The organism is Glutamicibacter sp. GQ173 (genome assembly GCF_059759215.1).
In genome coordinates, this window is record NZ_JCAXDT010000008.1 from 221,657 (window position 1) to 245,991 (window position 24,335).

Genomic DNA, 24,335 nt, shown 5'->3' on the forward strand with positions numbered 1-24,335 from the left:
TCATCGTAAATGAACATCATTCTATTTATTCTTGGAGGGCAAGACCATGGACGCACTCGCGCGCTGCGCCGAAGAAAAGGCTCCGGTGATATGAACGGCGGCACGAAGACCAGCACACTGAGCACCAGCCCTGTCACCAAGACCGGCAAGGGGCTGACCGCCGGGCAGATCGGCCTGTTCACCGCAATCGTCATCGGCGTCTCCACGATCGCCCCCAGCTACGTGGTGGCCAGCACCCTGGGCCCCACCGCCGAAGCTGTCGGCACCCATCTGCCGGCAATCTTCATCCTCGGCTTCGTCCCGATGTTCTTGGTGGCCCTGGGCTACCGCGAGCTGAACCGGGCGATGCCGGATAACGGCACAACCTTCACCTGGGTGTGGCGGGCCTTCGGCCCGCGCGCGGGCTGGATGGGCGGCTGGGGCATGCTGGCCGCGAACATCATCGTGCTCTCCAACCTGGCCGGCGTGGCGGTGGACTTCTTCTACCTGTTCCTCGCTCAGCTCACCGGCAAGGACTCATTGGCCGACCTCGCGGCGAACCCTTGGATCAACGTGGCCACCTGCCTGGCCTTCATGCTCGGCGCCACCTGGGTCTCTGTTCGCGGACTGCACGCCGCCTCGCTGCTGCAGTACCTGCTGGTGGGATTCCAGGTAGTGCTGCTGGTATGGTTCTCCATCGCTGCGTTCACCAAGGCGGCTCCCGCGGTGGACTTCTCCTTCGAATGGTTCAACCCGATGGGCATCGACTCCTTCTCCGCCATGGCCATCGGCCTGAGCCTGTCCATCTTCGCCTTCTGGGGATGGGACGTCTGCCTGTCCATGAACGAGGAAACGAAGAATGGCGAGCGCACCTCCGGACTGGCCGCCGGATTCACTGCGGTGATCGTGCTGGGCATCTACCTGCTCGCTTCCGTGGCCGCCACCGTGTACGCAGGAGTGGGGGATGCCGGGCTGGGCCTCGCCAACCCCGAGAGCATCGGCAACGTGTTCGCATCGCTGGCCGGCCCGGTGATGGGCCCCGCCGCGATCTTGCTCTCGCTGGCCACCTTGGCCTCCTGCGCGGCCTCGCTGCAGTCGACCATGATCTCGCCTGCCCGATCGATGCTGGCCATGGGCCACCACGGGGCGCTGCCTGCGGCGTTCACCCGCATCCATCCGAAGTTCGGGACCCCCGCCTTCTCCACGATCGTTGCCGCGGTGATCTCCACCGTGTTCTACGCGCTGATGCGCTTCGTCTCCACCAACGTGCTCAACGATACGATCCTGGCCCTGGGCATGATGATCTGCTTCTACTACGGCATTACGGCCTTTGCCTGCGCCTGGTACTTCCGGCATACGCTGCTGGCCTCGCCGCGCAACTTCATCACCCGCGGGTTGGCCCCGCTGCTTGGCGGGGTGGCGCTTGCGGCGGTGTTCCTCCAGACCATCGTGGATTCGCTGGACCCGGCCTATGGCTCGGGCACCGAGATCGGCGGACTGGGCCTGGTATTCCTGGTCGGAGCCGGCATCCTGCTGCTCGGCGCGCTATTCCTGGTTGGCGCACGCAAGCGGCGCGGGACATTCTACGCAGCCCGTCCCGAAACCAAATACGTCAAGCTGGAAGAACCGTCCTAGCCGCGTCTCGCCGAGCGCCCCGCAGCCGCTGTGGCTGCGGGGCGCTGTCGGCTCAGGCCAGGCCGGCGGAGCTGCGCCGCTCCAGGAAGATCGGCTTCGCGATGCTGCGCGTGGCCGAGAACAGCGGCTCGGCCTGGCGTTTGCCCAGCGCAAGCTCGGCCAGGTACTCGCCGATAGCGGGAACGAACTTGAAGCCGTGTCCGCTGAAACCGGCGCCCACTGTGAGCGGGCCAAAGTTGTCGAGGATGAAATGCTCGTCCTCGGTATTCGCGTAGGTACAGGAGACGGTGGAATAGCTCGAGGGGTCCACGCCCGGAAGCCACCGGGCCGCATACTCTTGCAGGGCGCGCAACTGTGCTTCGCTGGCCCGGTGCGGCCGATGCCCGGGATCGATGATGTCCCCGCTGCCATGCCAGCCCACCTTGATCCCCTCGCCAGGGGTATGCATTCCATAGATGGGGCCGTAGACCGGCGAGCCGATATACCGCTGGGGATCCAGGCTGTGGTTGAACCCCGGCCAATGCACCGGCTGGCCTATTTGGGCGAAATGCACCGGATGCTCTTCGGTGACGTGGATGGCAGGCAGCTTCATCTGGCCGCCGAGCAGCTGCCTGGTCCAGGCCCCGGCGGTGAGGATAGCGTGGCGGGCGCTGATGCCCGTGCTCGCGCCATTGGCCTGCACCTGCACCCGGACGCCGCCGGCCGGGAGCACTTCCAGCTGCGAGGCCTGGTGGCCGTGCTTGATCACGGCCCCGGCCGCACTGGCCAGCTGCTGCAGCGACGAGACCGCCAGATCGGCGTTGATCTGGCCGCCAGCGGGAATATGCAGTACTTCGGTCTCGAACTTCATGCCGGCAAAGCGCTCTTCGGCATCTGAAATGCGCAGCAGCTCGCTGCCGAAGCCGGCCTGGGCGAGCAGACCGTGCATCACGCGCTGCTCGGCGGCAATGCCATGGTTCACCAGCCCGGTGCGATGCAGCAGCCGGGTGCCGGCCTGCGCGGAAATCTCATCCCACAAGACGTCGGCCCGCTGCAGCAGGCGCAGGTAGGCAGGCTCGGCATAAGCCGGATTGAAATTACGGGTTGCGCCGTGCGAGGCCCCTTCATGATGGCCCGGGGCGAATCGTTCCAGCAGCAGTACTTCATGGCCAGCCGAGGCCAGGGACAGGGCGGTCGCAGAGCCCATGGCCCCGCCGCCGATGATCAGGAATTCTACGTTGTTGCTCACTTCTACAGCCTAGAACCCAAGTCCCGGCGCCGTCAGGTCAGCAGACGCAATGTCCCTGGACTAACGTAATAGTTGGACGGCAACAAGGATGTGGAGGCAGCGTGGAGCAGAGCGCGCAACTGGCGACGGTGATCGCCTTGGCGGCAGCGGTCTTCGTCGGGGCTTCAACACAGCGCATCTCCGGCATGGGCTTCGCGCTGGTGGCCTCTCCATTCCTGGTCATGGTCCTCGGTCCGCATGAAGGAATCACGCTGGTCAATCTGCTCGGCGCCTGCAGCAGCCTGCTGATTTTCCTTCAGGTTTTCCGCCAGGTGGAGTACAAAAAAGTCGCGTTGATCCTGATCCCGGCCATGCTCATGACCATCCCCGGCGCGTGGGTGGCCGCCAGGGTGGATGGGCCATGGCTGTCCATCGGCATCTCGCTCATGGTCATCCTCGCACTGGTATCCAGCTTCCTGGTCCGCAACCTTCCGGCAGCCCAAGGCAAGACGATGGCCATCGGGGCCGGAGCGGTATCAGGCTTCATGTCTGTGACCGCGGGAGTCTCCGGGCCGGCCATCGCCGGATACGCCGTGGCCAGCCGGTGGCCGCAGGCGAAGTTCGCGATCTCCGTCCAGCTGTATTTCCTGGTGCTCTCCAGCACCTCCCTGCTGGCCAAGGGCGGAGTGCCGCACCTTCATTGGACCCAGTGGGTGGCCTGCTTTGGCGCCATGCTCGTGGGGATCCTGCTGGGAAACTATCTGGCACCGAAAATCCCTGCCAAATACAGCAGGATCTTCGTGGTGCTGATCGCCTTTGGCGGAGCCATCGGCCTGATGGCCGAAGGCATTGCCGCGCTCGCCGGCCAGTAGGCCCAAGCTACACCGGATGCGGGTTCGTCAACCTCAATGGGAGAATGGGGGATGTGCCATACCTGAATGCCGATGCCGCCGTGAGCCATAGAATCACCGAACTCGATATCGAACGCCGGGCCTTGTGGTCCGGCTTGCTCTGTTCGCTCTTCGGGCTGGTAGTGGGACTCATTGTTTTCGCCGGCGAACGCCCGGCGTTGTTCGGGAAGCTGTCGGTGGGCGTTGTTTCGGCGGTCTGCGGCGCCGCAGCGGCCGGATGCAGCAGCGCCTATGCCTTCCGCACGATGCTGCGCGCCCGCGAACCCTGGCTGAAGCGGATTCCCAAATGGCGCCAGGTAGTCGCTGCGCTCGGGCTGGTGCTGGTGCATGTGGCGAGCACGGTGATGATCTTGCTGGTGGTCTTCCACCTGTTCCAGCAAGCCTTCTTCGGGCTGCGCCTGGATGTGCTCGCCGGATCGCTCGCCGTGGGTGTTGCCACCGGCATGTCGGCATACCTGTGCCTGGAAGCGACCGCGCGCATCAATGCCGAGACCCTTTCGGTAGTCCTGGGAATCTTCATGGCTGCCGGGGTGCTGATCAGCATGCTGCTCGCCGAAGACCAGGGCTGGTGGCAGAGCATGTTTTCCTCCTTGGGGACCACGCAAGCGGGCATGGGATCCTTCTGGACCTTCAACCTCACGCTGGTGGTCTCCGGATTGGTCTTGGCAGCCTTCTCCGAATTCTTGACCCGCGACCTGGTGCGCCTGTCGCAGACCTACCGCTGCCGGCCGAGCCTTGAGCGCTACAGGCTCGCCAGGATGGTTCGGCCACGCCCGCGGATCGTGCGCTGGTGCCTGCTGATCGTCGCGGCAGGCATCATCGGCATCGGCTTGGTGCCGTACAACGTGTCGGTGGAAGTGCACTCGGCCTTGGTGCAGATGGCGTCGATCGCGATGATCATCTTGCTGCTGGGCACTATGGTGCTGCTGCCGGGCTACCCGGCCGTGTTCCACCTGCTGTCCTACGCGGCCGTGGGCGCAATCTGGGTAGCTTTCCTGCTATGGACCGAGTGGATGTACTACAACCTGACCGGATTCGAATTGTCCGTTGTCGCAATCCTGTTCAGCTGGATTTCAGTGTTCATCCGGACCACCTCGGCGATGACCCAGGATCGCTCCCAGCAGCGGACCACCCACGGCCCGGAGGACATCTCCATGGCGAAGAAGGAGTCCGGGCAGGGCCAATGATCCTGCCGATCCAGTCAAATATCCGTCGGAAGGCTGAAGAATTCTTCCGCCTCGCGAAGGTAGCCTGAAAGCATGTTGATCACGGAAAAGCTCTACCTGTTGATGGCCAGGGAGCCCGAAAAGCCGGAGTCGGTTGTGTCAGCTGCCGGATACGGAATGAACGCGGCGATCCTCTCCGATCTGATGATTGCCGGGCGCGTGGCTTTCAGCGACGACGCGCAGCGGCAGATCCAGCTGATTGGCGCCGGCCCCTGCCCGGACCCCGTGCTGGCCTCGCCGCTGGCGAAGCTGGAAAAGCGCGAGAACCTGACACTCGACGATGCGGTGAAGATCCCTTCGCTGTGCGAACCGCGGCTGGTGACCGATTCGCTGGCCAAGGCAGGCATCGTCGAATATGGGGAACGCACCCTGCTGGGCCTGGGCAAGGAGCGCGTGCGCATCATCAATGGGCAGATCCAGCGCCAGATCCGGGCCGACCTGCAGGCCGCCCTGCAGGGGAAGAAGATCCCCGGAACCAGCGATACCACGGTACTGGCCATCTTGCACGCGCTGGGCATCGCGCACCAGGTGCTGGAAAAAGAGCTGCCGCCCATGTCCGCCAACGAAGCGCAGCAGCGCATCACCGAACTGGCCCAGGATTCTCCGGCCGCCGACTCGGCCCAGCGTGCAGTAGCCGCAATGAATGCCGCGATTACCAGCCACCGGGTGATCCCGCCGGCACCGGGCAAGAAATAGCGGCCGGGCATCCACGCCAAGCTGGCAATTCGCCAAGGCTGTTTACCTTCGGGCCCATCGGTCCTACGCTCGGAACATGCCAGTGAAGATCAGAACGATCCAAACCGCAGTCCCAGCGACCGTCTTGGAACAAGAGGCAACACGAGATGTTTTTGCCAGCCAGCCTGATTTGACCCGATTGGGGCAGCGGCTGATCGCCACCTCATTCAATTCCGCCCAGATCCGGACCAGGTACAGCTGCGTCGATGAATTCAATTTGAACCTGCCGGCGCCGGAAAACCCCCTTTTCTATGACCGCGCCAGCGGCCAGCTGCGCTCGCCGACCACAGCGCAGCGCAACCAGGTCTACCTGGAACAGGCCAGCAAGCTCTTCATCCAGGCCGCCGAGCGGGCGCTCGCCGCCTGTCCTGAGCTGGCTGCGGAGCAGATCACGCACGTCATCACCGTCTCCTGCACGGGGTTCTACAATCCGGGCCCGGACTACCAAATCGTGCGCGCCCTGGGATTGAAGGCCAGCACCGTGCGCCACCATTTGGGCTTCATGGGCTGCTATGCCGCTTTTCCCGCCCTGCGCGCGGCCCGCGATTTCTGCCTGGCTGACCCGCAAGCCACGGTGCTGGTGGTCTGCGCGGAGCTGTGTTCCTTGCACGTGCACAGCTCCAACGACCCCGACACCATCATGGGCTCGGCGATCTTCGCCGACGGCGCCGCCGCTGCCATCGTCTCCGCGCAGGCGCCGACCGGCTTGGACATGGATGGATTTGAAACCGTGCTGACCCCGGTCGGCGAAGAGGCCATGGCTTGGAACATCGGGGACCACGGTTTCGAGATGGTGCTCGGAACCTATGTCCCGCACATCATTGACGAGCACATCAGCGGCGCCTTGGAACCGCTCTTCGCGAAGGACGCGGATCCCGGGCTGGGCGTGCCGGGCATCAAGCACTGGGGACTTCATCCCGGGGGCCGGGCCATCCTGGACCGGGTGCAAAAACGCCTGGGGCTCTCCGACGAGCAGCTGGAACCTGCCCGCAACATCCTCGGGGGCTATGGGAACATGTCCAGCGCGACGGTGCTCTTCGTGCTCCAGCAGATCATGGATGATGCCCGCGCGGAAAGCGGCGATCGGGTCTGCGCCATGGCTTTTGGCCCGGGGCTCACCGTGGAGACCGGGATGTTCACCATCAGCAAGCGGCAGTGAGCCGGGCCATGCAACGCGATCCGCAAGCCAGCGAGCAGATGGACCGGCCCGACTGCGATGCCCTGCTGCTGCGGCGCACCTACGCGCAGTTCCCGTTGGTGAACCGCGCGGTGAGCGGGTGGCGGAAGAATTACGAACTATTCATCCGCCCTGTGCTGAGTGAGCGAAAGCGGGCAAGAATCCTTGATATTGGCTGCGGCGGCGGAGACATCGCGGTGAACCTGTACCGCTGGGCGCTCGCCGACGGGCTGCAGGTCACCGTATGCGGCATCGACCCGGACCAACGGGCCATAGATTTCGCTCGCGCGGCGGGCCGCCGCCGTGGGATTCGCGAGCCAGCCGTGGAGTTTCTGCCTCTGGGAAGTTCGCAGCTGGCGGCCGACGGTGAGCTCTTCGACGTGGTGCTCTCCAATCATCTGCTGCACCATCTGAATGCGACCGAACTGCAGCAGCTCATGGAGGATACCGAAAAGCTATGTTCGGTCGTGGCGGTGCACAGCGACATCCGGCGCTCCGGGCTGGCGCTGGCCCTGTTCGGGGCAGCCACCCTGCCGTTGTCTGGAACCTCCTTCATCCGGCGCGACGGGCTGGTCTCCATCCGCCGCAGCTTCACCGTCGCTGAACTAGTCCAGCGGGCCCGGCCCGGGTGGGACGTCGAGGCGGCCAGCCCCTACCGCAACCTGTTGATCTGGCGGCCCGCGAGTGATCGATGATGTAGCAATTATCGGGGCCGGTCCAGTGGGCCTGTGCCTCGCGGTGCTGTCGGCGCTGCGCGGAAAGAGCGTGCGGGTCTTCGAGCAGCGCAGTGCGCCAAGTTCCCATTCGCGGGCCATCGGGCTGCATCCTCCGGCGCAGGGGATTCTTGAGCTGGCAGGGGTCGGCCGGACGGCGCAGGAACAGGGGGTGCCGATCATGCGGGGCATCGGAATTTCCCGCGGCCTCCTCGTGGGGTCCATGGATTTCGGCGTCGTCGGCGGCAGCTATCCACAGATCCTGTCCCTGCCGCAGGTCGCGACCGAGGAGCTGCTGCGTGACAGGCTTGCCCAGCTGGCTCCCGAGGCACTATCGGCCAGCTGCACCTTTGAACGAGTGCTGGACGCGTCGCATTCTCACGTGGAATTCATTGCCGGCGGCACGACCCATAGTGCACGCTGGCTCGTTGGCGCCGATGGGGTGCATTCAACGGTCCGCACCCAGTTGCAAGTGCCATTCACAGGGAAGGCGCATAAGGACCACTACAGCATGGGGGATTTTCCCGATGCCACAGATCTGCAGCACACCGCGGCCTTGTTTCTCCACTCCTGCGGCATCGTCGAATCTTTCCCGCTGCCCAGCGGCGTGCGGCGATGGGTGGTGCGCATCGGAAGCGGCTCGAACCCGCGAACAGCTCAGCAGCTTGCCGGGGAAGTGGCACGGCGCACCGGATTCACTGTTGATCCGGAAGACTGCAGCATGTTCAGCGAATTCGGCACAGCCTCTCGCTTTGTCTCCTCCATGGTCCATGGCCGGGTCGTCCTGTTGGGTGATGCTGCCCATCAGATCAGCCCCATTGGCGGGCAGGGCCTCTGCCTTGGTTTCGTTGATGCGCAGAGATTCTCCGAGGTCGTCGCCGGGGTGCGGCAGGTGGAGGGTTTTTCGGCAATGCAGCTCCGGGCCGCCCGAGCTGCCGCACGCCGAGCACGGCTCAATATGCTGCTGGGCCGCCCCGTTCCTTCCTTCATGCTCCCGGTGCGTGATGCGGTGTTCCAGCTGGCGTCATCTGCTCCGCGCATCCATGATGCAGCAGCCAAAAGCTTCACCATGTCCTGAGCGGAATCGCCTCCGCGCTGGAATCACAGAAGTATTGCATCTGCGACACAGCCCGATTACGCCAGTGAGCTGCACTGCGGTCGGCCGAGAACTTCGCGCATTCTCCGCCACCCACGATTTCTGACTAGTTGAAACGGGGAATGTAGGACTCTTCGAACTTTCAGCGTCGGACGACTGTGTTGTTGAGAGCACCTCGAGGCTTTCGCTCTGACTTGCCCTCACGCATCGCGCAGGGATCAGCGCCGGGGCGCGGAAGGGGTCACGCTTGGATAACCATTATTTCCATCTATAGGATTAATGGTTTTTGAACTGCACAATGGTCGGGTCCCCGCACCTTATGCAGCGGATGCATAGTGCATAGTGCATCGAAAGGAAACCACACCATGGGAAGAATCAGCAGCAGAATACTGGCAGCTGCAGGTGCCAGTGCATTGGCGCTGGCAGCGGTGCCGCCCGCCGTCGCTGCGCCGGCAGAAAAAGACTCCAGAAGCTGGCTGGAAGCTGAGCAGTCGGTGGTCGGTGAAATGGAAGGCTTCGACGGCAACGCACATCTCATTGACTTCATGAGCTGGCCACAGGGGAAGGGAGAGGTTGCGGTAGTGAATTTCGACTGTCCCGCAGGCACGCCGCCGTCGTGGGATCCGGACAGCGGATGTGAAGTCTTGGACATCGTTGGCATGTATGGGTACGACCTCGATATTGGCGTCAACAAGAAACTGACGTCCGGAACTATGAGCGGAGAAGTCCGGGTTTATCTGGGCGCCTTTGAGGACGGATCGCCGATCTGGGGCAAAACCTACAACATCGACGTTGCCATGGAAGGCCACGGCGAGGTGGAGAAGACCGACGAGCGGCAAGAAGGCTACCGGGAGCTTCGTAGAACTCGCGCAGCGATGGTTGAGTCGGGATCACTGGTCGACGCGGAATTGGGGTACGAGTTCGACCTGTCCGACGCCGAAGGCGCACTGGTTCATCAACGGTCCTGGTCGCAGTACGAATAAGTGCTTCACTGCCCCGGTGCTCTCGTCCAAGCATCGGGGCAGTGCTGCGCGTGCCCAAACTCACCGCCAAAAACGAACAGACGCATGAAACAATGGGTAGCAATGACTTCCATCGATTCCACCCCACTTTCCGCTGACGAACGCAAGGCACTGCGCACCGAGCAGGCCGCGGCCCAGCGCGCCCAGCAGCTGCGCATCTCCAAGTCCCGAGCCAACGCCGAGGGCCGTGCCCAGGTCGTTCCCACCGCTGAGGGCTGGAAGCAGGAGATGGGTGCCGATGGCCGTCCGGAACTGCAGTTCGCCACCAAGCGCCGCGTTTCCCAGCCGCCAACGCACCTGGCCGACCTGTCACTGGCCGAGCGCCAGGCCAAGCTGAAGGAACTGGGGCTGCCTGCCTTCCGCGCCAAGCAGCTCTCCGTGCACTACTTCCAGCACTACACCACCGACCCGGCGAAGATGAGCGATCTTCCCAAGGAACGCCGCGAGGAACTGGCCGAAGCCATGTTCCCCAAGCTGTTGACCGAGGTCAAACGCCTGGAAACCGATGATGGCAAGACCATCAAGTTCCTTTGGCGCCTCTTCGACGGTTCGCTCGTCGAGTCCGTGCTGATGCGCTACCCAAACCGCATCACCCTGTGCATCTCTTCGCAGTGCGGCTGCGGCATGAACTGCCCATTCTGCGCCACCGGCCAGGCAGGCCTGACCCGCAACATGTCCACCGCGGAGATCCTGGACCAGATCGTCCAGGCCAACCGTGTGATCGCCGAAGGCGGACTGGGCGGGCAGAAGCACCCCGATGAGCGCGTGGGCAACATCGTGTTCATGGGCATGGGCGAGCCGCTGGCGAACTACAAGCGAGTGATGAACGCCGTGCACCGCATGGTCGCCGAGGCGCCGGAGGGCCTGGGCATGAGCGCCCGTGGCATCACCGTTTCCACCGTGGGCCTGGTTCCGGCCATCCGCAAGCTGGCCGACGAGAACGTCCCTGTGACCTTCGCGTTGTCCCTGCATGCACCGGATGACGAACTGCGCGACGAGCTGATCCCGGTCAACTCGCGCTGGAAGGTCGACGAGGCACTGGATGCCGCCTTCGACTACTACGTGAAGACCGGCCGCCGTGTGTCCATCGAATACGCGCTGATCAAGGACATGAACGATCACGAGTGGCGTGCGGAAATGCTGGCCAAGAAGCTGAACGCCCGCGGCCGCGGCTGGGTACACGTGAACCCGATTCCGTTGAACCCGGTGCCGGGTTCCATCTGGACCCGCAGCGAGCCGGACATCACCTCGAAGTTCGTTCGCCGCCTCGATGAGCTCGGCGTGCCAACTACGTTGCGTGATACCCGTGGCAAGGAAATCGACGGCGCCTGCGGCCAGCTGGCAGCTGACGGCGACAAGTAGCATTCATCGCGGAGACCAGTTTTTCTGGTCTCCGCTGTGCTTTGACCGGGTAATCCGGAGTGGGGGGACGAGCCGCGCGGGGTAAGGTTTTCCCATGGCCGTTTCAGACCCGTTATTCCTTGATAAGACCAACCCAGAGCTGTGGAACTCGATTGGAAAGTTCTCCAACGAAGTGGCTAAGTCCTACCGCGCCGCTGGTGTCAGCGACCGCACCGCAGAACTGGTGAATCTGCGTGTTTCGCAGATCAATGGCTGCGCCTATTGCCTGGACCTTCATGCCCGCAAGGCATTGGCTGCTGGTGAGAGCCTGCAGCGCATCAACCTCTTGCGCACCTGGGATGAATGCGGCGGCCTTTTCAGCGAAGAGGAATGCGCGGCGCTGGCCATTGCCGAGGCCGCCACTCACCTGCCGAAGCCCGAGGAGCGCATTGCCGCGGTGGCCTCGGCCCGCCTGGTCTTGACCGACGAGCAGGTGGCAGCGATCCAGTGGATTGCTGTCGCCATGAACGCGTTCAACAGGATTTCAATTCTCTCGCGCCACCCGGTGAAGGAACGCGAGCTGTCCTGACGCCGTGGCCGGTGCTTGGGGATTCCACTGGCGTGCGGCTGCCAGAGCGGAGGCAGGCAATCCATCCGCCTTCCACCTTCGGGCACAGTTCGCAGCTGAGATGCCCCGGCTCGTCCATTGCGACGACTGCACGCTCTTCTCGTGTCCTACAGTTTTTCCTGCGCATCGGTGCCACGAGCTGCTGCGGTATAGCGGCGCTCGAATTCTGCCGCGCTGACCAGTTCGCGTTCCACGCGGAAGGAAGACTCCGGGATGCCGAGGATCGCCGCGATGAGCGTGCGGGTGTAGCCGGCGATCTTGCGGGACTTTCTGGTGCAGGTGACCTGGTCCAATTCGGGGACCCAGATGTTCCACCAGCCGCCCTCTTTGCCAACGACGGCATGGAATACTTTTTGCTCGTTCAACGCTTCTCCTGCTTTCAGCCGATTGCTGCCCGGGCAGCATGGATTCTCTTGTTACAGTCTCCCCGGTCGCCTGGCGATTACCAAGCATGCCACGGAGGAACCTGTTCTGGGCTCCCCGGCCGAGCCACAACGTCAAGACCCCAGTTTTCCCGGCCACCGCCGGAATCATCGTTGGCCTCATGCTCCCGTCTGCGCAGAAGGCCAAGACCGTCCTGTGCGCGGTGCGCCACCAGCCGTTGTCATCGCGGCTTGGCCGCGGAGGCAGCCGGGTAGCATGGGATGCTGGGACGTGGGATAGCGTGATCGAGTCGAATCGCGTCTCGCCCGGCAGTGCGGACCCGCCGCGCCAGTAACCAGTGAGGACGAAGAGTGCAGGTATCCCAGCGAGCCAAGGTTGCACCATTTGAAGTAATGCAGATCGTTGAGCAGGTCGCGAAGATGCGCCAGGCCGGACACGATGTGATATCCCTGTGCGTAGGCGAGCCAGGTGGCGGGGCACCTGCCGCGGTCAACGAGCTGGCAGCGCATTTGCACAGCGAGCATGCGGACTTCGGCTACACCTCCACGGCTGGGCTTACTGAAATTCGCGAGGCCCTCGCCGAGCACTATCACCGCCGGTACGGCGTGCAGATCCCGGCGAAGAACTTCGTGATGACCACCGGATCCTCCGGCGCCTTCCAGCTCTCTTTCCTCGCCGCCTTCGACGCCGGCGACGTGGTGGCCTTGGCCCGCCCGGGCTATCCGGCTTATGCCAATATCCTTGGCGCTTTGGGCCTGACGGTGGCAGATCTGCCGACCACCGCCGAACAACGCTTCCAGCCCACCATTAAGGATCTGGAACAAGTCAAGAAGGATCATGGCCGTCTCGACGGGCTGGTGGTGGCCTCGCCGAATAATCCCACCGGCACGATGCTAAGCGCCGAGGAACTTCGGGAGCTGGCCAGGTGGTGCGAGGTCAATGGCATCCGGCTGATCAGCGACGAAATCTATCACGGCATCGAATTCGACCCGCAGCGTCAGGGGCACACCTCATGGGAGTTTTCGCGGACTTCCATCGTGGTGTCTTCCTTCTCCAAGTACTGGGGCATGACCGGCTGGCGCCTGGGCTGGATGATCGTTCCCGATGACCTGCTGGGGGCCGTGGACGCGCTGGCTTCCAACCTGGCCCTCTGCGCCCCCGCCCCGGCCCAGCGTGCCGCGCTCGCTGCCTTCAGCCAGCAGAGCCTGGAAGAAGCGAATGCGCGCGTTGACGAATTCGCGCGCACGCGGGAACTGGTGCGCGGCAGCCTGGAGAAGCTGGGCATCGAGCTAGCAGCGCCTGCCGACGGCGCGTTCTATCTTTATGGCCGGTTAGCCCCTGAAGTGCTGGATCATTTTGGGTCGGCCAGCGGCTTCTGCCAAGAGGTTTTGAGGAATGCGCATGTTGCGCTGACACCGGGCGGGGACTTTGACCCCTTCGAAGGCCACCTGTTCGTCCGGCTGTCATTTGCCGCAGGATATGAGCGCGTGGCCGAAGCACTAGAGCGGGTGGACGCGTTTCTGCGCCGGAGCGTGGCCCTGGGCTAGATGTCCACAGTTCGTTTCCCAAAGCGCTGCGGGGAGAACCCGGGGTTAGACAGTAGTGGCGGGGACGGTGGAAAACCGGCCTCGCCACTACTGCGTCAAGGAGTTCTGATGTCCGAGTTGCCCAGACCTGTGATTCATGAATGCCTGCCCTGCTACTTGTATCGGGCGGCTTCAGATGCCGCCTGCGATGGAAGCCTGCGGATGCTCAATTTTTATCGTGATGAATGCGCTCCGCGAGCTAGCGCGTTGGAGAAGAAAATGCGGGTACTCGGCGGTTATTGCGACTGCGAAGTCCTGCTGAATGTGGTGCGGCCGGCAACCACAGAAGCGATGCGCGTGATCGATGCGGGAGAGGATTTGGTCTGCAAAGGAGTACGCCGCGGCACCATTCAACCTTGCGAAAATTGGTTGATGCGCCACGGCGTACAGTGGGGTGGCGGCCGATTTGGCCGCCGAAGTGCCTAGAAACTAGTCTTCGATCCTCTTATTTGGCTTGCGGGCCTTGAGCAATTCAACGCCGATCGGGATGACTGAGAGGAGAACGATCAGAATGAAGATGATGTCGATGTTCTCTTCGATCCAGGTGAACTGTCCCAGCCAATAGCCCAGCAGCGTGACGCCGATGCCCCAGAGGGCGGCACCGATCAGGTTGAAGGTGACGAAGGTCTTGTGGTCCATTTTGGCCACGCCAGCGATGACCGGGACAAAAGTGCGGACGACGGGCACAAAACGTGCCAGGATCACTGCGCGGCCACCGAACTTCTCGAAGAATTCGTGGGCGCGTTCAACATTCTTTTGCGAGAAGAAGCGCGACTCCGGCTTGTTGAAGACGGCCGGGCCGGACTTCCTGCCGATGATGTAGCCGGTTTGGTCACCGGCGAAAGCGCAGATGAAGATCGCCAGGGCAAAGAGCCACAGCGGTACGTGAATGGTGCCGGTGGCGATGAGCATGCCTACGGTGAAAAGCATCGAGTCGCCGGGCAGGAAGAATCCCACGAGCAATCCGGTTTCGGCGAAGACTATGACGCAAACCAGCAGGACAACCCACGGCCCGAGTTCTGGGTTGTTCAGGAAGACAGCCGGGTTCAGCCAGTCTGGCAGGAAGGCCGCTCCCACGGTCGGCGACGCATAGTCCGTCACGAAGGAAAGAAAAGAAGATTGATCTAGCACAGGAAAAATCCTACGGGATGTCACTGTGAGTTTCCCATAGGGTTATCCAGAAGGTCCTTTGCCGGATTGCGCAGCGACAAGGGCGAAGATCTCCAAATTGTTCGTTGACCCGGATGGATCATGGTTTTCCGCCAAATTGTCACGAGGAGCCATCGGGCATCTTGGCGCGGCAAGTTGCCAAGCTCACAGAAGGTCTAGAGGCAATAAACTTCATGGTTGAATCAAGGCAACTATTTTCCGTCCATGACAACGGTCATGGGCAACGCATGACATTCTGCTCTTCTGCCTGTCTGTCGAACGGGGAAGACTGTGGGACATGGAAACGCTAATTAAAGCCGATGCGATTTCTCTCCACGGCTTGAAGAAGACATTCTCAACGCCGAGCAACAAGGTGGAAGCAGTCAAGGGCATCGACCTGAAGATCCAAACTGGTCAGATCGTGGCCTTCCTGGGACCGAATGGTGCCGGCAAGACGACCACCGTGGACATGATCCTGGGGCTGACCCAACCCACCGGGGGATCGGTGGAAATCCTCGGCCTGGACCCGCGCCAAGCGATCTTGGCTGGCAGGGTCTCGGCCGTCTTGCAGACCGGCGGGCTCCTGCGCGACATGACCGTCAAGGAAACGGTGTCTGTCATAGCCCACATGCATGAAAAGGCAGATCGCATTGGCCAGGTCATGGAACGCACCGGGCTGGACAAGATTGCCAAGCGGCGGGTGGGCAAATGCTCCGGCGGCGAGCAGCAGCGCATCAAATTCGCCCTGGCTCTGCTGCCCGACCCGGATGTCTTGATCCTCGATGAGCCAACGGCCGGCATGGATGTGATGGCCCGCAGGGACTTCTGGACCACAATGCGCGCTGAAGCCACCGAGGGGCGCACCATCATCTTTGCCACGCACTATCTGGAAGAAGCCCAGAACTTCGCTGAACGCACCGTATTGATGAGCCAGGGGCGCATTGTCGCCGACGGGGCCACCGAAGAGCTGCGCAAGCTCATCTCCGGCCGCACGGTCAGCGCTTCCTTCCCCTCGCCGGAAGATGCCGAACGAGCCGCGGCATATGGCGACTCGGTGCAGGTGGCCGAGCGCAACGGGTTGCGCGTTGCCTTCCACAGTGCGGATTCTGACCGTTTCGCAGCCGCGCTGCTCACCGAATACCAGGGCTACGACCTGGAAATATCCTCGCCGAGCCTGGAAGACGCCTTCATTCAGCTAACCAAGGACGCATCATGATGAGCACCTATATCCGCGTGGAATTCGCGCGGCACCTGCGCGACGGGTACAACCTGATCTTCGCCTTGCTGCTGCCCGCGGCAATGTACATCCTGTTCGGAAACATCCCCAGCTACACCGAATTCGAGCTGGGCGCCGGAAATGTGAAGTTCTACCTGATGATTTCCATGGCCGCCTACGGTGCGGCGGTGAGCACGGTGGCCATCGCCGGCACCGTGGCCACCGAAACCATGCAGGGGTGGGGCCGGCAGATCGCCTTGACCAGAATGCCGCCGGCCATGTTCGTCGGCAGCAAGATGATCGTTGCCGCCACGGTCGCCGGGGCCTCGGCGGCAGTGGTCTTCGCCCTGGGCGCGGCGACCGGGGCTGAAGTCCAAGAAGGCTGGATCTGGGGCGCGAGCTACCTGATCATCCTGCTCGGTGCCATGGTCTTCGCCTGCTACGGCATCGGGGTGGGCATGGTGTTCAAATCCGAATCAGCACTGGGCCTGGCCTCTGGACTGATGGTGTTCTTCGCGTTCTTCGGCAACGTCTTCATGCCCCTGGAAGGGGGCATGCTCGACGCGGCCCGCTTCACCCCGATGTACGGCTACGTGGCCCTGGCCCGCTACCCGTTGCTCAAGGACATGCCTGCGGGAGTGGACATGGCACCGGATGCGTTATGGATCCCGACCGCTAACCTAGTGGCATGGGCACTCATTTTCGTTCTTTTCGCGGTTCTCGCCACCAGGAAGGCCAAGGCTCGCCAATGAGCCAGGCACTGCCCGGCGCCGGGGCCTCGGACGATCTGCCCCGGGGCTTCGACGATGACCAGAAATTCTGGGATCGCCGAGGCTGGCTGATTGCCGGCGTCTGGGTGATTTTCCTGGTCTTCCCGGTTCTGGACCTGCTTCTGGACGACTATGCGCTGCCCATCCGGATCATCGGCCTGGCACTGATCGCCCTGTTTGCCGCCGTCTATCTGCAGTCCTATGCGGCGTTCTCCTGGACGATCGGGCAGGGTGGAACCAGCGCTCGCCGGGCGCAGGCGAACTTCCTGGTCCTCTGCGCGATCGTCGCCCTGGGCATCCCGGTCATCGGGGTGACCGCCATGGGCCTCTTCCCCTTCATCACTTCCTTCGCGATCTTCCTGCTGAACAGGAAATGGGCCATCGCTTCCTATGCCGCGGTGCTGGTGCTCAGCTTTGCGCTGCCGATCATCTTCGGTCAGTTCATGGACGCGATCTTCCTGATCGGCCTGAACCTCGTGCTGATGGTGGTGTACGCCATTACCGTGGCCGCCATCCAGCGCTCGGCCACGGCGGAAAAGATCCGCAGCGACTACCTGCTGGTGGCCGAGCAGGAACGGGTGGCCAGGGACGTGCATGATGGCATCGGCCATTCGCTGACCGCTTTGAACTTGAAGGCACAGCTGGCCCTGCGCCTGATGGACCAGGAGCAGTATGCCCAGGCCCGCGGCGAACTCGTGCAGCTCAGTGCCTTGGCCGTGGACGCGCTGGATTCGGTGCGCACCACGGTACAGGGGCTCAGCCGCCAGGATCTTGCCGCAGAACTGTCTGAGCTGCGGCAGGCCTGCAGCGACAACAACCTGGAATTCAGCGTGGCAGGAACCGCCGAGCAGGTGCCGGGAGCGCTGCGTTCGCATGTGGCATGGATCTTGCGCGAAGCTGTCACGAACGTGCTGCGCCACGCCCATGCCAGTACCATCGTGCTGCATTTGGAACCAGGAAAAGTCAGTGTCGACGACGACGGCGATGGCCTGCAGGCCAGCACGCCAGGCCATGGCATCCGGGGAATGCAAGAGCGCGCCAGGCAGTTTGGCGCCATTTGCACAGTAGGGGCATCGCGGCTGGGCGGAACCAGCGTGCAGGTCGCTTTTGGCACGAAAGGGAACGAAGCATGATCCGGATACTCATCGCCGATGACCAGCACCTTGTCCGAGGTGCGCTGGCTGCCTTGCTGAACCTCGAAGAAGATATCCAGGTCGTCGTGCAATGCGCCGACGGTGACGAAGTCGGCGCTGCCCTTGACGCGCACCCGGCGGATATCGCCTTGCTGGATGTGCAGATGCCGAGGCAAGATGGGCTGCGCACCGCGGCAGAACTCAAGACCAGCCACGCGGGGGTGAAGGTATTGATCCTGACCACCTTTGACCGTCCCGGCTACTTCCGCCAGGCCTTCGAAGCCGGTGCCCACGGTTTTCTGGTCAAGGACTCGCCGCCGGAAGAGCTGGTTGCCGCCATCCGCAGGGTTTATTGCGGGGACAAGGTCGTGGATCCGCAACGTGCCATGCTCAGCGTGGGGGCCCGCAGCAACCCGCTGACCGGGCGAGAACGAGAGATCCTGTCGCTGGCGGCCTCGGGTTCACCGGTTTCGCACATTGCCTCCGCGGTACATCTGTCGGTCGGAACCGTGCGCAACCACCTGTCCAACGCGATCGGCAAAACCAGCACAGCCAATCGCATCGAGGCGGCGCGCTACGCCCGTGAGATGGGCTGGATCTAGCGGGTCGCGAAGTGCGCAATCAGGCCGATGACCCAGATGGAAGAGGCCAGCAGCACGCAGCCGAACTCCACCACGATGCCCAGGCCCATGGCCTTCAGCGCCGCCCACGAGGAGCTGAACGCACCGGAGATTTCCCGGCGTCGCACGCTTTCCCCGGCGAAGAGCCCGATTGCAAAACCGATAAACAGTCCAAGTACCGGGATGATGAACGCTCCTGCGATGGCCCCGACGACTGCAAAGAGGATGGACCCCTTGGGGACCTGATGTTCCTTGAGCTTTTTTCCTGTGAGCACCGCCGAAGCGGACCAGCCCAGCACCGCGATGGCCATGCCCAAGCCGGCGGCCCACCACGAGGCCGGCGAGCCGAGCAGCCAGCCCCAGGCCAGCAGGGTGCCGATGGTCAGCAGGGAGCCGGGCAGGACCGGGAAGATCGTGCCCAGCGCCGAAATGACGAGCAAGATTCCAGCAAGAATTGTGTAAATAATCTGTGTATCCACCCACCTAGTGTGGCACGGGAACGACTGCGTGGCCTTCAGCAAGTGCCCTCGGTTTTCCTGCGCGGCGAGCAGGCTGCGCAACTGCAACCTGGGGGAGTGAGGCATACGGTGAAACCAAAGCTCAGCATCATGCAAGCTCATCCCGGAATGCCGCCCTATAGCCATCAGCGCATCGAGCATGGTCGCATGGCAGATGGGCCAAGCTAAAGCGTTCTGTGGATGCCAATACGCCCCTCATATCTTTGGGTTGGTCAATAGACTGCGTTGGCGTACTGCCACGATAGGCTCCCTTGTTCCCGGGGCATGACGAATCGAGCCTAGAACCTTGACCAGCGTATTAATCGACCGAATAATTCCATTGGGTTTTTAACTTTTTCTCTAGATCTCCTAGTCGTTGGGCCTTGATTTCGGAGGCTCACGCATTTGTGGCAATTCCGTAACAAAAAAAGAAAATTCACCCAGGCTCTTCCAAGGTGAAATTGTTAGCGCTAACATTGTGATCACCGACACAGGCATCCCGCATTCGGAATCAATCACTCGACAGTCGGCGGGGACCCACGAGAAGGACATCTCAATGAAGCGAAAGACCTTTTTACGCGCAGGAATTGCTGCGTTTTCTGTTGCCGCCATGGCGGCTTTGAGCGCCTGCTCAGGCTCGGACTCTGGCGGAACCGCCGCATCCGGTGGCGGTTCGGAAACGATCTCCATCGGCTTTTCGCAGGTTGGCGCTGAATCGGGGTGGCGGGCGGCGAACACCAAGGACATCCAGGACACCCTCACCGAGGCCAACGGCTTCAAGCTCAGCTTCTCCGATGCCCAGCAGAAGCAGGAAAACCAGATTCAGGCGCTTCGCTCGTACATTGCCCAGGGCGTAGATGTCCTGGCCTTCTCACCCGTAGTGGAGACCGGTTGGGATGCAGTGCTTCAGGAAGCGAAAAATGCCAACATTCCAGTAGTCCTCACCGACCGCGCGGTCGACACCGCGGATGACTCGCTTTACGCCTCATTCATCGGTTCTGACTTCGTAGAAGAAGGCAAGCGCGCCGGCGATTGGGTAGCGGAAAACTTCAAGGATGAGGAACTCAACGTAGTAGAGCTGCAGGGTACGACAGGATCTGCCCCCGCCATCGACCGCAAGGAAGGGTTCGAAAAGGCGATCGCCGGCACTGACATCAAGATCATGGACTCCCAGACCGGCGATTTCACCCGCGCCGGTGGCAAGCAGGTCATGGAAGGGTTCCTGAACTCGCATGACGACATCGACCTCGTCTTCGCGCACAACGACGATATGGGCCTGGGCGCTATCGAGGCCATCGAGGCAGCGGGTAAGAAGCCGGGCAAGGACATCAAGATCGTCACCATTGACGCAGTCAAGGATGGAATGCAAGCCCTGGCCGACGGCAAGATCAACTACATCGTCGAATGCAATCCACTCCTCGGACAGGACCTTGCCGAGATCGCAAAGAAGGTAGTCGCTGGCGAAACGGTGGAGAAGCGCATCGTCGTTGAAGACGCCGCTTTCACCCAGGACGAGGCTGCCAAGGCCTTGCCAGAGCGCAAGTACTAAGCGCCAAGTGCGCCATGATCCGGCGCATGGCACCCCTGTGCGCCGGATCATCAACTAGCAGCAGATCACGCACCCATAGAGGCATGTTAATGATTGCATCAGAACCTCAACAGCGGCCGAACGCGGCCGATATCCCTGAGCACCAACCAACTTTACCGGTAGTCCAGATGACCGGAATCACCGTGGAGTTCCCCGGCGTCAAAGCCCTGGACAACGTTGATTTCAGGCTCTTTCCTGGCGAAGTCCACGCCCTCATGGGAGAGAACGGCGCGGGAAAATCCACGCTGATCAAGGCGCTGACCGGAGTGAACCCGATTGCTGCTGGCAGCATCACGGTCAGCGGGGCCTCAGCGCGTTTCAACGGCCCGGCCGATGCGCGGGAGCATGGCATCTCCACGGTGTACCAGGAAGTCAACCTGTGCACTAACTTGACCGTCGCGGAAAACATCATGCTTGGCAGCGAACCGCGTCGTTTCGGCGGCCTGGACTGGCACAGCATGCGTCGCCAAGCCACAGTGTTCCTCAAGCGGATGGGGCTCAGCATCGACCCGGCCAGCTCCTTGGGATCCCATTCCTTGGCGGTCCAGCAGCTCGTGGCGATTAGCCGCGCCATGGTAGTCAACGCCAAGGTCCTGATCCTTGATGAGCCCACCTCATCGTTGGATACCGATGAAGTGGAACAGCTGTTCGACGTCATGCGCCAGCTGCGCCAAGATGGCGTGGCAATCCTGTTCGTCTCGCACTTCCTGGACCAGATCTACGCCATTTCGGACCGCATCACGGTTTTGCGCAACGGTGCATTGGTCCAAGAACGGCTCACCAGCGAGCTGCCGCAACGGGAACTGGTCTCGCTGATGATCGCCGGCACCCCGGATGCGCAGGTGGGTCAAGCCAACGAGCGCAACTCCAACGGTTCACGTGCCGAAAATGCCAAGCCCTTGCTGCAGGCCGTAGGCCTGGGCCGCAAGGGCGCAGTGCAACCGTTCGACCTGGAACTCTATCCCGGCGAAGTCATCGGAATGGCAGGGCTGCTGGGCTCCGGGCGAACTGAGCTGGCTCGACTGCTCTATGGCGCAGATAAGGCCGACGAGGGGTCGATCAATCTGCAGGGGGCACCGGCAAAATTGCGTACCCCGCGCCAAGCTCTTGGGCACAAGATCGCCTACACTTCCGAGGACCGCAAGGGCGAAGGCGTGGTCGGCGACCTGACCGTGGCCGAGAACATCATCCTGGGACTGCAAGCCGCTCGTGGCTGGACCCGCCCGATGCCAGCGGCCAAGGCATCACAGGTCGTTGAGGCCTATATCAAGGCGCTCGGAATACGACCGGCCAACCCCCAAGCGCTGCTCAAGAACCTATCGGGTGGAAACCAGCAAAAAGTCTTGCTGGCACGATGGCTGGCTACTGCTCCGAAACTGCTGATTTTGGATGAACCCACGCGAGGCATAGATATCGGCGCGAAAACCGAGATCATGAACCTTGTTTCAGAACTGGCCGAGCAAGGCATGGCGGTGGTCTTCATTTCCGCTGAGCTGGAAGAAGTCCTGCGCCTCTCGGATCGCATTGTCGTCATGCGCGACCATGCGAAGGTTGCCGAAATACCCAGCAACCCAGACGTGGACGTGCCACGCCTCATTGAAATCATCGCTTCCGGGGAAGAAGACAAATGATCCGCATATTCAAACACCGGCTGTTCTGGCCGCTGGCCGCGCTGGCGGCACTATTGCTGGCTTGCAGCATCAGGCGCCCTGACATTCTAGGCATCACCGTCCTGGACGGGCATTTGTTCGGCGCCCCGATCGACATCCTGCGCAATAGCGCGCCGCTGCTGCTGGTGGCCCTGGGCATGACGCTGGTCATCGCAACCCGAGGCATCGACTTGTCAGTTGGGGCCACCGTTGCCATTGCCGGAGCCGTGGCCCTGACATTCATCGCCAGTTCGGAGCATCCGGGATCGCCGGGCACGGCGCTGGGCGCCATCGTGGTGGCCCTGGGATTATGCTTCGTGCTGGGATGCTTCAACGGCATGCTGGTGGCAAATTTCGGCATCCAGCCCATCATTGCCACGCTGATCCTGATGACAGCCGGCCGCGGCATCGCCATGCTGATCACCAATGGCCAGATCACTACGGTAGCCAGCGCGCCTTTTGGCACTTTGGCGTCCGGATTCTTGCTGGGGCTTCCGGTGGCCGCCATCATCGCCTACGGGGTCTATATCGTGGTAGCGCTCCTGGTGCGCCGCACCGCCCTGGGCATGCTGCTGGAATCCGTGGGCATCAACCCTGAAGCCAGCCGCCTTGCCGGGGTTAAATCCAAAACACTCGTATTCACCGTCTATGTCCTTTGCGGAATGCTCTCCGGCCTGGCCGGGCTGATCTTCGCTGCGAACACCATGGCCGCCGATGCAAACAACGCTGGCCTGTTCATCGAACTCGATGCGATCCTGGCCGTCGTGATTGGCGGCACGTCATTGGCTGGAGGCAAGTTCAATCTTTCGGGCACATTAATTGGCGTGCTCATCATTACGACACTGAGCCTGACGGTGACGGTGTTGGGGGTATCGCCGCTGGTGACCTCGCTCTTCAAGGCCATTGTTGTCATCGCGGTAACACTGATGATGTCCACGCGGTTGCGCGCCATGCTGGCCGGACTGCGTGAGCGCCGCCGTTTCCAGGAGGTCAACGCATGAGCACCGCAACTGCCACCACCGCGCCCCGCGCTTCGCTGCGGCTCTCGCTGGACCGGCGCTACCTCCCGGTGCTGGGCACCATCATTGTTTTCATCCTGATGCTGCTGGTCGGCGGCCTGCGCTACGAGAATTTCCTCTCGCCGGCAGTGATTTCCAACCTCTTCATCAATAATGCGCACCTCATTGTGCTTGCCACGGGCATGACCTTCGTTATCCTCACCGGAGGCATCGACCTCTCGGTCGGCGCGGTCCTGGCCTTGTCCTCGGTGATCACAGCAACCTTGCTGGAGGCCGGAGTCCCACTGGCCTTCGTGTTGCCGGCAGCCTTGCTGGCCGGCTCGCTCATCGGCCTGGGCATGGGAGTGATGATTCAATACTTCGACGTGCAACCATTCGTGGCCACCCTGGCTGGGATGTTCCTGGCCCGCGGCCTGTGCTTCATCTTCGCGCCAGAATCGGTGCCAATCCGGCACGAGGGCTTCACCGCGTTGACCAACTGGGGCCTGGCGGCCGGGCGATGGCGGTTGACCGCGGCCGTGCTCATCGCGCTGCTCGTCGTTGCCGGGGCCTGGTGGACGCTGCACCGCACGCGCTTTGGTCGCACCGTGTATGCGGTCGGCGGTGGCGAGCATTCTGCCACCTTGATGGGGCTGCGAGTAGCCCGCACCAAGGTGATGGTTTATGTCATCTCCGGTACTTGCGCCTCGCTGGCCGGTATCCTGTTCGCGATGTTTTCCCGCTCAGGATATGCGCTCACCGGCGTGGGCATGGAACTTGACGCGATTGCGGCCGTGGTCATCGGTGGCACGCTGCTCGTCGGCGGGATGGGTTTTGTCGCTGGCTCAGTCGTGGGTGTCATGGTGCTTGGGCTGATCCAAACGATCATCACGTTCGAAGGAACGCTCAGTTCCTGGTGGACCAAGATCGTTATCGGTGTCTTGCTGCTGATCTTCGTGATCCTGCAGCGAATACTTTCCCTGCGGAGGACCTAGTGCCGTAGCGAAAAAAGGTTCAGGGTTCGGCACGACCGTGCCGAACCCTGAACCATATCCAGCCGCCGATCGGCGGCGAA

At 62.3% G+C, this 24,335-nt stretch carries 25 protein-coding genes; 21 read left to right on the plus strand and 4 right to left on the minus strand.

The window, feature by feature from the left end; all coding sequences use genetic code 11:
* The first annotated feature begins 90 nt into the window (after window positions 1–90).
* Window positions 91–1,614 (plus strand): APC family permease, encoded by a 1,524-nt coding sequence (locus tag AC6CHO_RS14070; RefSeq protein ID WP_498215826.1) that lies wholly within the window; start codon window positions 91–93, stop codon window positions 1,612–1,614.
* Window positions 1,615–1,666: 52 nt separating this feature from the next.
* Here AC6CHO_RS14070 and AC6CHO_RS14075 read toward each other — a convergent pair whose 3' ends face one another.
* Window positions 1,667–2,842, minus strand: coding sequence for an FAD-dependent oxidoreductase (locus AC6CHO_RS14075; RefSeq protein ID WP_498215828.1), 1,176 nt, complete (start codon window positions 2,840–2,842; stop codon window positions 1,667–1,669).
* A gap of 101 nt (window positions 2,843–2,943) precedes the next feature.
* Here AC6CHO_RS14075 and AC6CHO_RS14080 point away from each other — a divergent pair, with 101 nt between their 5' ends.
* From AC6CHO_RS14080 to AC6CHO_RS14120, 9 genes are all read left to right on the plus strand, one after another.
* Entirely contained in the window at window positions 2,944–3,693 is a 750-nt protein-coding gene (locus AC6CHO_RS14080; protein ID WP_444661797.1) for a sulfite exporter TauE/SafE family protein, read from the plus strand.
* Window positions 3,694–3,746: 53 nt separating this feature from the next.
* Window positions 3,747–4,919, plus strand: a complete 1,173-nt coding sequence (locus tag AC6CHO_RS14085; RefSeq protein ID WP_498215830.1) for a hypothetical protein — start codon at window positions 3,747–3,749, stop codon at window positions 4,917–4,919.
* A gap of 72 nt (window positions 4,920–4,991) precedes the next feature.
* Window positions 4,992–5,654, plus strand: a complete 663-nt coding sequence (locus AC6CHO_RS14090; RefSeq protein ID WP_498215832.1) for a GOLPH3/VPS74 family protein — start codon at window positions 4,992–4,994, stop codon at window positions 5,652–5,654.
* A gap of 76 nt (window positions 5,655–5,730) precedes the next feature.
* On the plus strand, window positions 5,731–6,852 hold the full coding sequence (locus AC6CHO_RS14095; protein ID WP_498215834.1) for a type III polyketide synthase: 1,122 nt from the start codon (window positions 5,731–5,733) through the stop codon (window positions 6,850–6,852).
* Window positions 6,853–6,860: 8 nt separating this feature from the next.
* Window positions 6,861–7,565, plus strand: coding sequence for a methyltransferase domain-containing protein (locus tag AC6CHO_RS14100; RefSeq protein ID WP_498215836.1), 705 nt, complete (start codon window positions 6,861–6,863; stop codon window positions 7,563–7,565).
* Complete coding sequence (locus AC6CHO_RS14105) at window positions 7,555–8,661, plus strand: FAD-dependent oxidoreductase (protein WP_498215838.1); 1,107 nt, start codon at window positions 7,555–7,557, stop codon at window positions 8,659–8,661. The genes AC6CHO_RS14100 and AC6CHO_RS14105 overlap by 11 nt, the downstream gene beginning before the upstream one ends.
* 383 nt (window positions 8,662–9,044) lie before the next feature.
* Complete coding sequence (locus AC6CHO_RS14110) at window positions 9,045–9,662, plus strand: hypothetical protein (protein ID WP_444661803.1); 618 nt, start codon at window positions 9,045–9,047, stop codon at window positions 9,660–9,662.
* Window positions 9,663–9,764: 102 nt separating this feature from the next.
* On the plus strand, window positions 9,765–11,063 hold the full coding sequence (gene rlmN / locus AC6CHO_RS14115; protein ID WP_498215840.1) for a dual-specificity RNA methyltransferase RlmN: 1,299 nt from the start codon (window positions 9,765–9,767) through the stop codon (window positions 11,061–11,063).
* A gap of 94 nt (window positions 11,064–11,157) precedes the next feature.
* Entirely contained in the window at window positions 11,158–11,631 is a 474-nt protein-coding gene (locus AC6CHO_RS14120) for a carboxymuconolactone decarboxylase family protein (protein WP_498215842.1), read from the plus strand.
* A gap of 146 nt (window positions 11,632–11,777) precedes the next feature.
* On the opposite strand, the gene AC6CHO_RS14125 is transcribed toward AC6CHO_RS14120, so the two are convergent.
* Window positions 11,778–12,035, minus strand: a complete 258-nt coding sequence (locus AC6CHO_RS14125; protein WP_498215843.1) for a hypothetical protein — start codon at window positions 12,033–12,035, stop codon at window positions 11,778–11,780.
* Between the two features lie 86 nt (window positions 12,036–12,121).
* Between AC6CHO_RS14125 and AC6CHO_RS14130 the strand changes: the two genes are divergently transcribed.
* The 3 genes from AC6CHO_RS14130 to AC6CHO_RS14140 all read left to right on the plus strand — a co-directional run bounded on the left by AC6CHO_RS14130 (window position 12,122) and on the right by AC6CHO_RS14140 (window position 14,066).
* Window positions 12,122–12,388, plus strand: coding sequence for a hypothetical protein (locus AC6CHO_RS14130; RefSeq protein WP_498215845.1), 267 nt, complete (start codon window positions 12,122–12,124; stop codon window positions 12,386–12,388).
* 16 nt (window positions 12,389–12,404) lie between these two features.
* Window positions 12,405–13,601 (plus strand): pyridoxal phosphate-dependent aminotransferase, encoded by a 1,197-nt coding sequence (locus AC6CHO_RS14135; protein ID WP_498215847.1) that lies wholly within the window; start codon window positions 12,405–12,407, stop codon window positions 13,599–13,601.
* A 108-nt stretch (window positions 13,602–13,709) separates the two neighbouring features.
* Window positions 13,710–14,066, plus strand: a complete 357-nt coding sequence (locus AC6CHO_RS14140; RefSeq protein WP_498215849.1) for a DUF2695 domain-containing protein — start codon at window positions 13,710–13,712, stop codon at window positions 14,064–14,066.
* A 3-nt stretch (window positions 14,067–14,069) separates the two neighbouring features.
* Here AC6CHO_RS14140 and AC6CHO_RS14145 read toward each other — a convergent pair whose 3' ends face one another.
* Window positions 14,070–14,741 carry a DedA family protein gene (locus AC6CHO_RS14145; protein WP_498215851.1) on the minus strand — a complete coding sequence of 224 codons (672 nt, stop codon included), beginning with the start codon at window positions 14,739–14,741 and terminating at the stop codon, window positions 14,070–14,072.
* Between the two features lie 346 nt (window positions 14,742–15,087).
* Between AC6CHO_RS14145 and AC6CHO_RS14150 the strand changes: the two genes are divergently transcribed.
* The 4 genes from AC6CHO_RS14150 to AC6CHO_RS14165 are packed head-to-tail and all read left to right on the plus strand — an operon-like array spanning window position 15,088 to window position 18,510.
* Entirely contained in the window at window positions 15,088–16,005 is a 918-nt protein-coding gene (locus AC6CHO_RS14150) for an ABC transporter ATP-binding protein (RefSeq protein WP_498215853.1), read from the plus strand.
* Window positions 16,002–16,757, plus strand: a complete 756-nt coding sequence (locus AC6CHO_RS14155) for an ABC transporter permease (protein ID WP_498215855.1) — start codon at window positions 16,002–16,004, stop codon at window positions 16,755–16,757. The genes AC6CHO_RS14150 and AC6CHO_RS14155 overlap by 4 nt, the downstream gene beginning before the upstream one ends.
* Window positions 16,754–17,908 carry a sensor histidine kinase gene (locus AC6CHO_RS14160; RefSeq protein ID WP_498215857.1) on the plus strand — a complete coding sequence of 385 codons (1,155 nt, stop codon included), beginning with the start codon at window positions 16,754–16,756 and terminating at the stop codon, window positions 17,906–17,908. Before AC6CHO_RS14155 ends, AC6CHO_RS14160 begins: the two co-directional genes overlap by 4 nt.
* Window positions 17,905–18,510: a response regulator gene (locus AC6CHO_RS14165; protein WP_498215859.1), complete on the plus strand. Its 606-nt coding sequence runs from the start codon at window positions 17,905–17,907 to the stop codon at window positions 18,508–18,510. The genes AC6CHO_RS14160 and AC6CHO_RS14165 overlap by 4 nt, the downstream gene beginning before the upstream one ends.
* Here the strand turns inward: AC6CHO_RS14165 and AC6CHO_RS14170 are convergent.
* Window positions 18,507–19,007, minus strand: a complete 501-nt coding sequence (locus AC6CHO_RS14170) for a DUF456 domain-containing protein (RefSeq protein WP_498215860.1) — start codon at window positions 19,005–19,007, stop codon at window positions 18,507–18,509. The genes AC6CHO_RS14165 and AC6CHO_RS14170 overlap by 4 nt on opposite strands.
* A 574-nt stretch (window positions 19,008–19,581) precedes the next feature.
* Between AC6CHO_RS14170 and AC6CHO_RS14175 the strand changes: the two genes are divergently transcribed.
* From AC6CHO_RS14175 to yjfF, 4 genes are all read left to right on the plus strand, one after another.
* A complete protein-coding gene (locus AC6CHO_RS14175; protein WP_498215861.1) occupies window positions 19,582–20,574 on the plus strand; it encodes an ABC transporter substrate-binding protein in 993 nt (330 codons plus the stop codon).
* An 83-nt stretch (window positions 20,575–20,657) separates the two neighbouring features.
* The gene (locus AC6CHO_RS14180) at window positions 20,658–22,244 is read left to right on the plus strand and encodes a sugar ABC transporter ATP-binding protein (protein ID WP_498215862.1); all 1,587 of its coding nucleotides are present in this window, start codon (window positions 20,658–20,660) and stop codon (window positions 22,242–22,244) included.
* On the plus strand, window positions 22,241–23,263 hold the full coding sequence (locus AC6CHO_RS14185; protein WP_444661824.1) for an ABC transporter permease: 1,023 nt from the start codon (window positions 22,241–22,243) through the stop codon (window positions 23,261–23,263). Before AC6CHO_RS14180 ends, AC6CHO_RS14185 begins: the two co-directional genes overlap by 4 nt.
* A complete protein-coding gene (yjfF, locus tag AC6CHO_RS14190) occupies window positions 23,260–24,255 on the plus strand; it encodes a galactofuranose ABC transporter, permease protein YjfF (RefSeq protein WP_498215864.1) in 996 nt (331 codons plus the stop codon). Before AC6CHO_RS14185 ends, yjfF begins: the two co-directional genes overlap by 4 nt.
* Window positions 24,256–24,335: the final 80 nt, after the last annotated feature.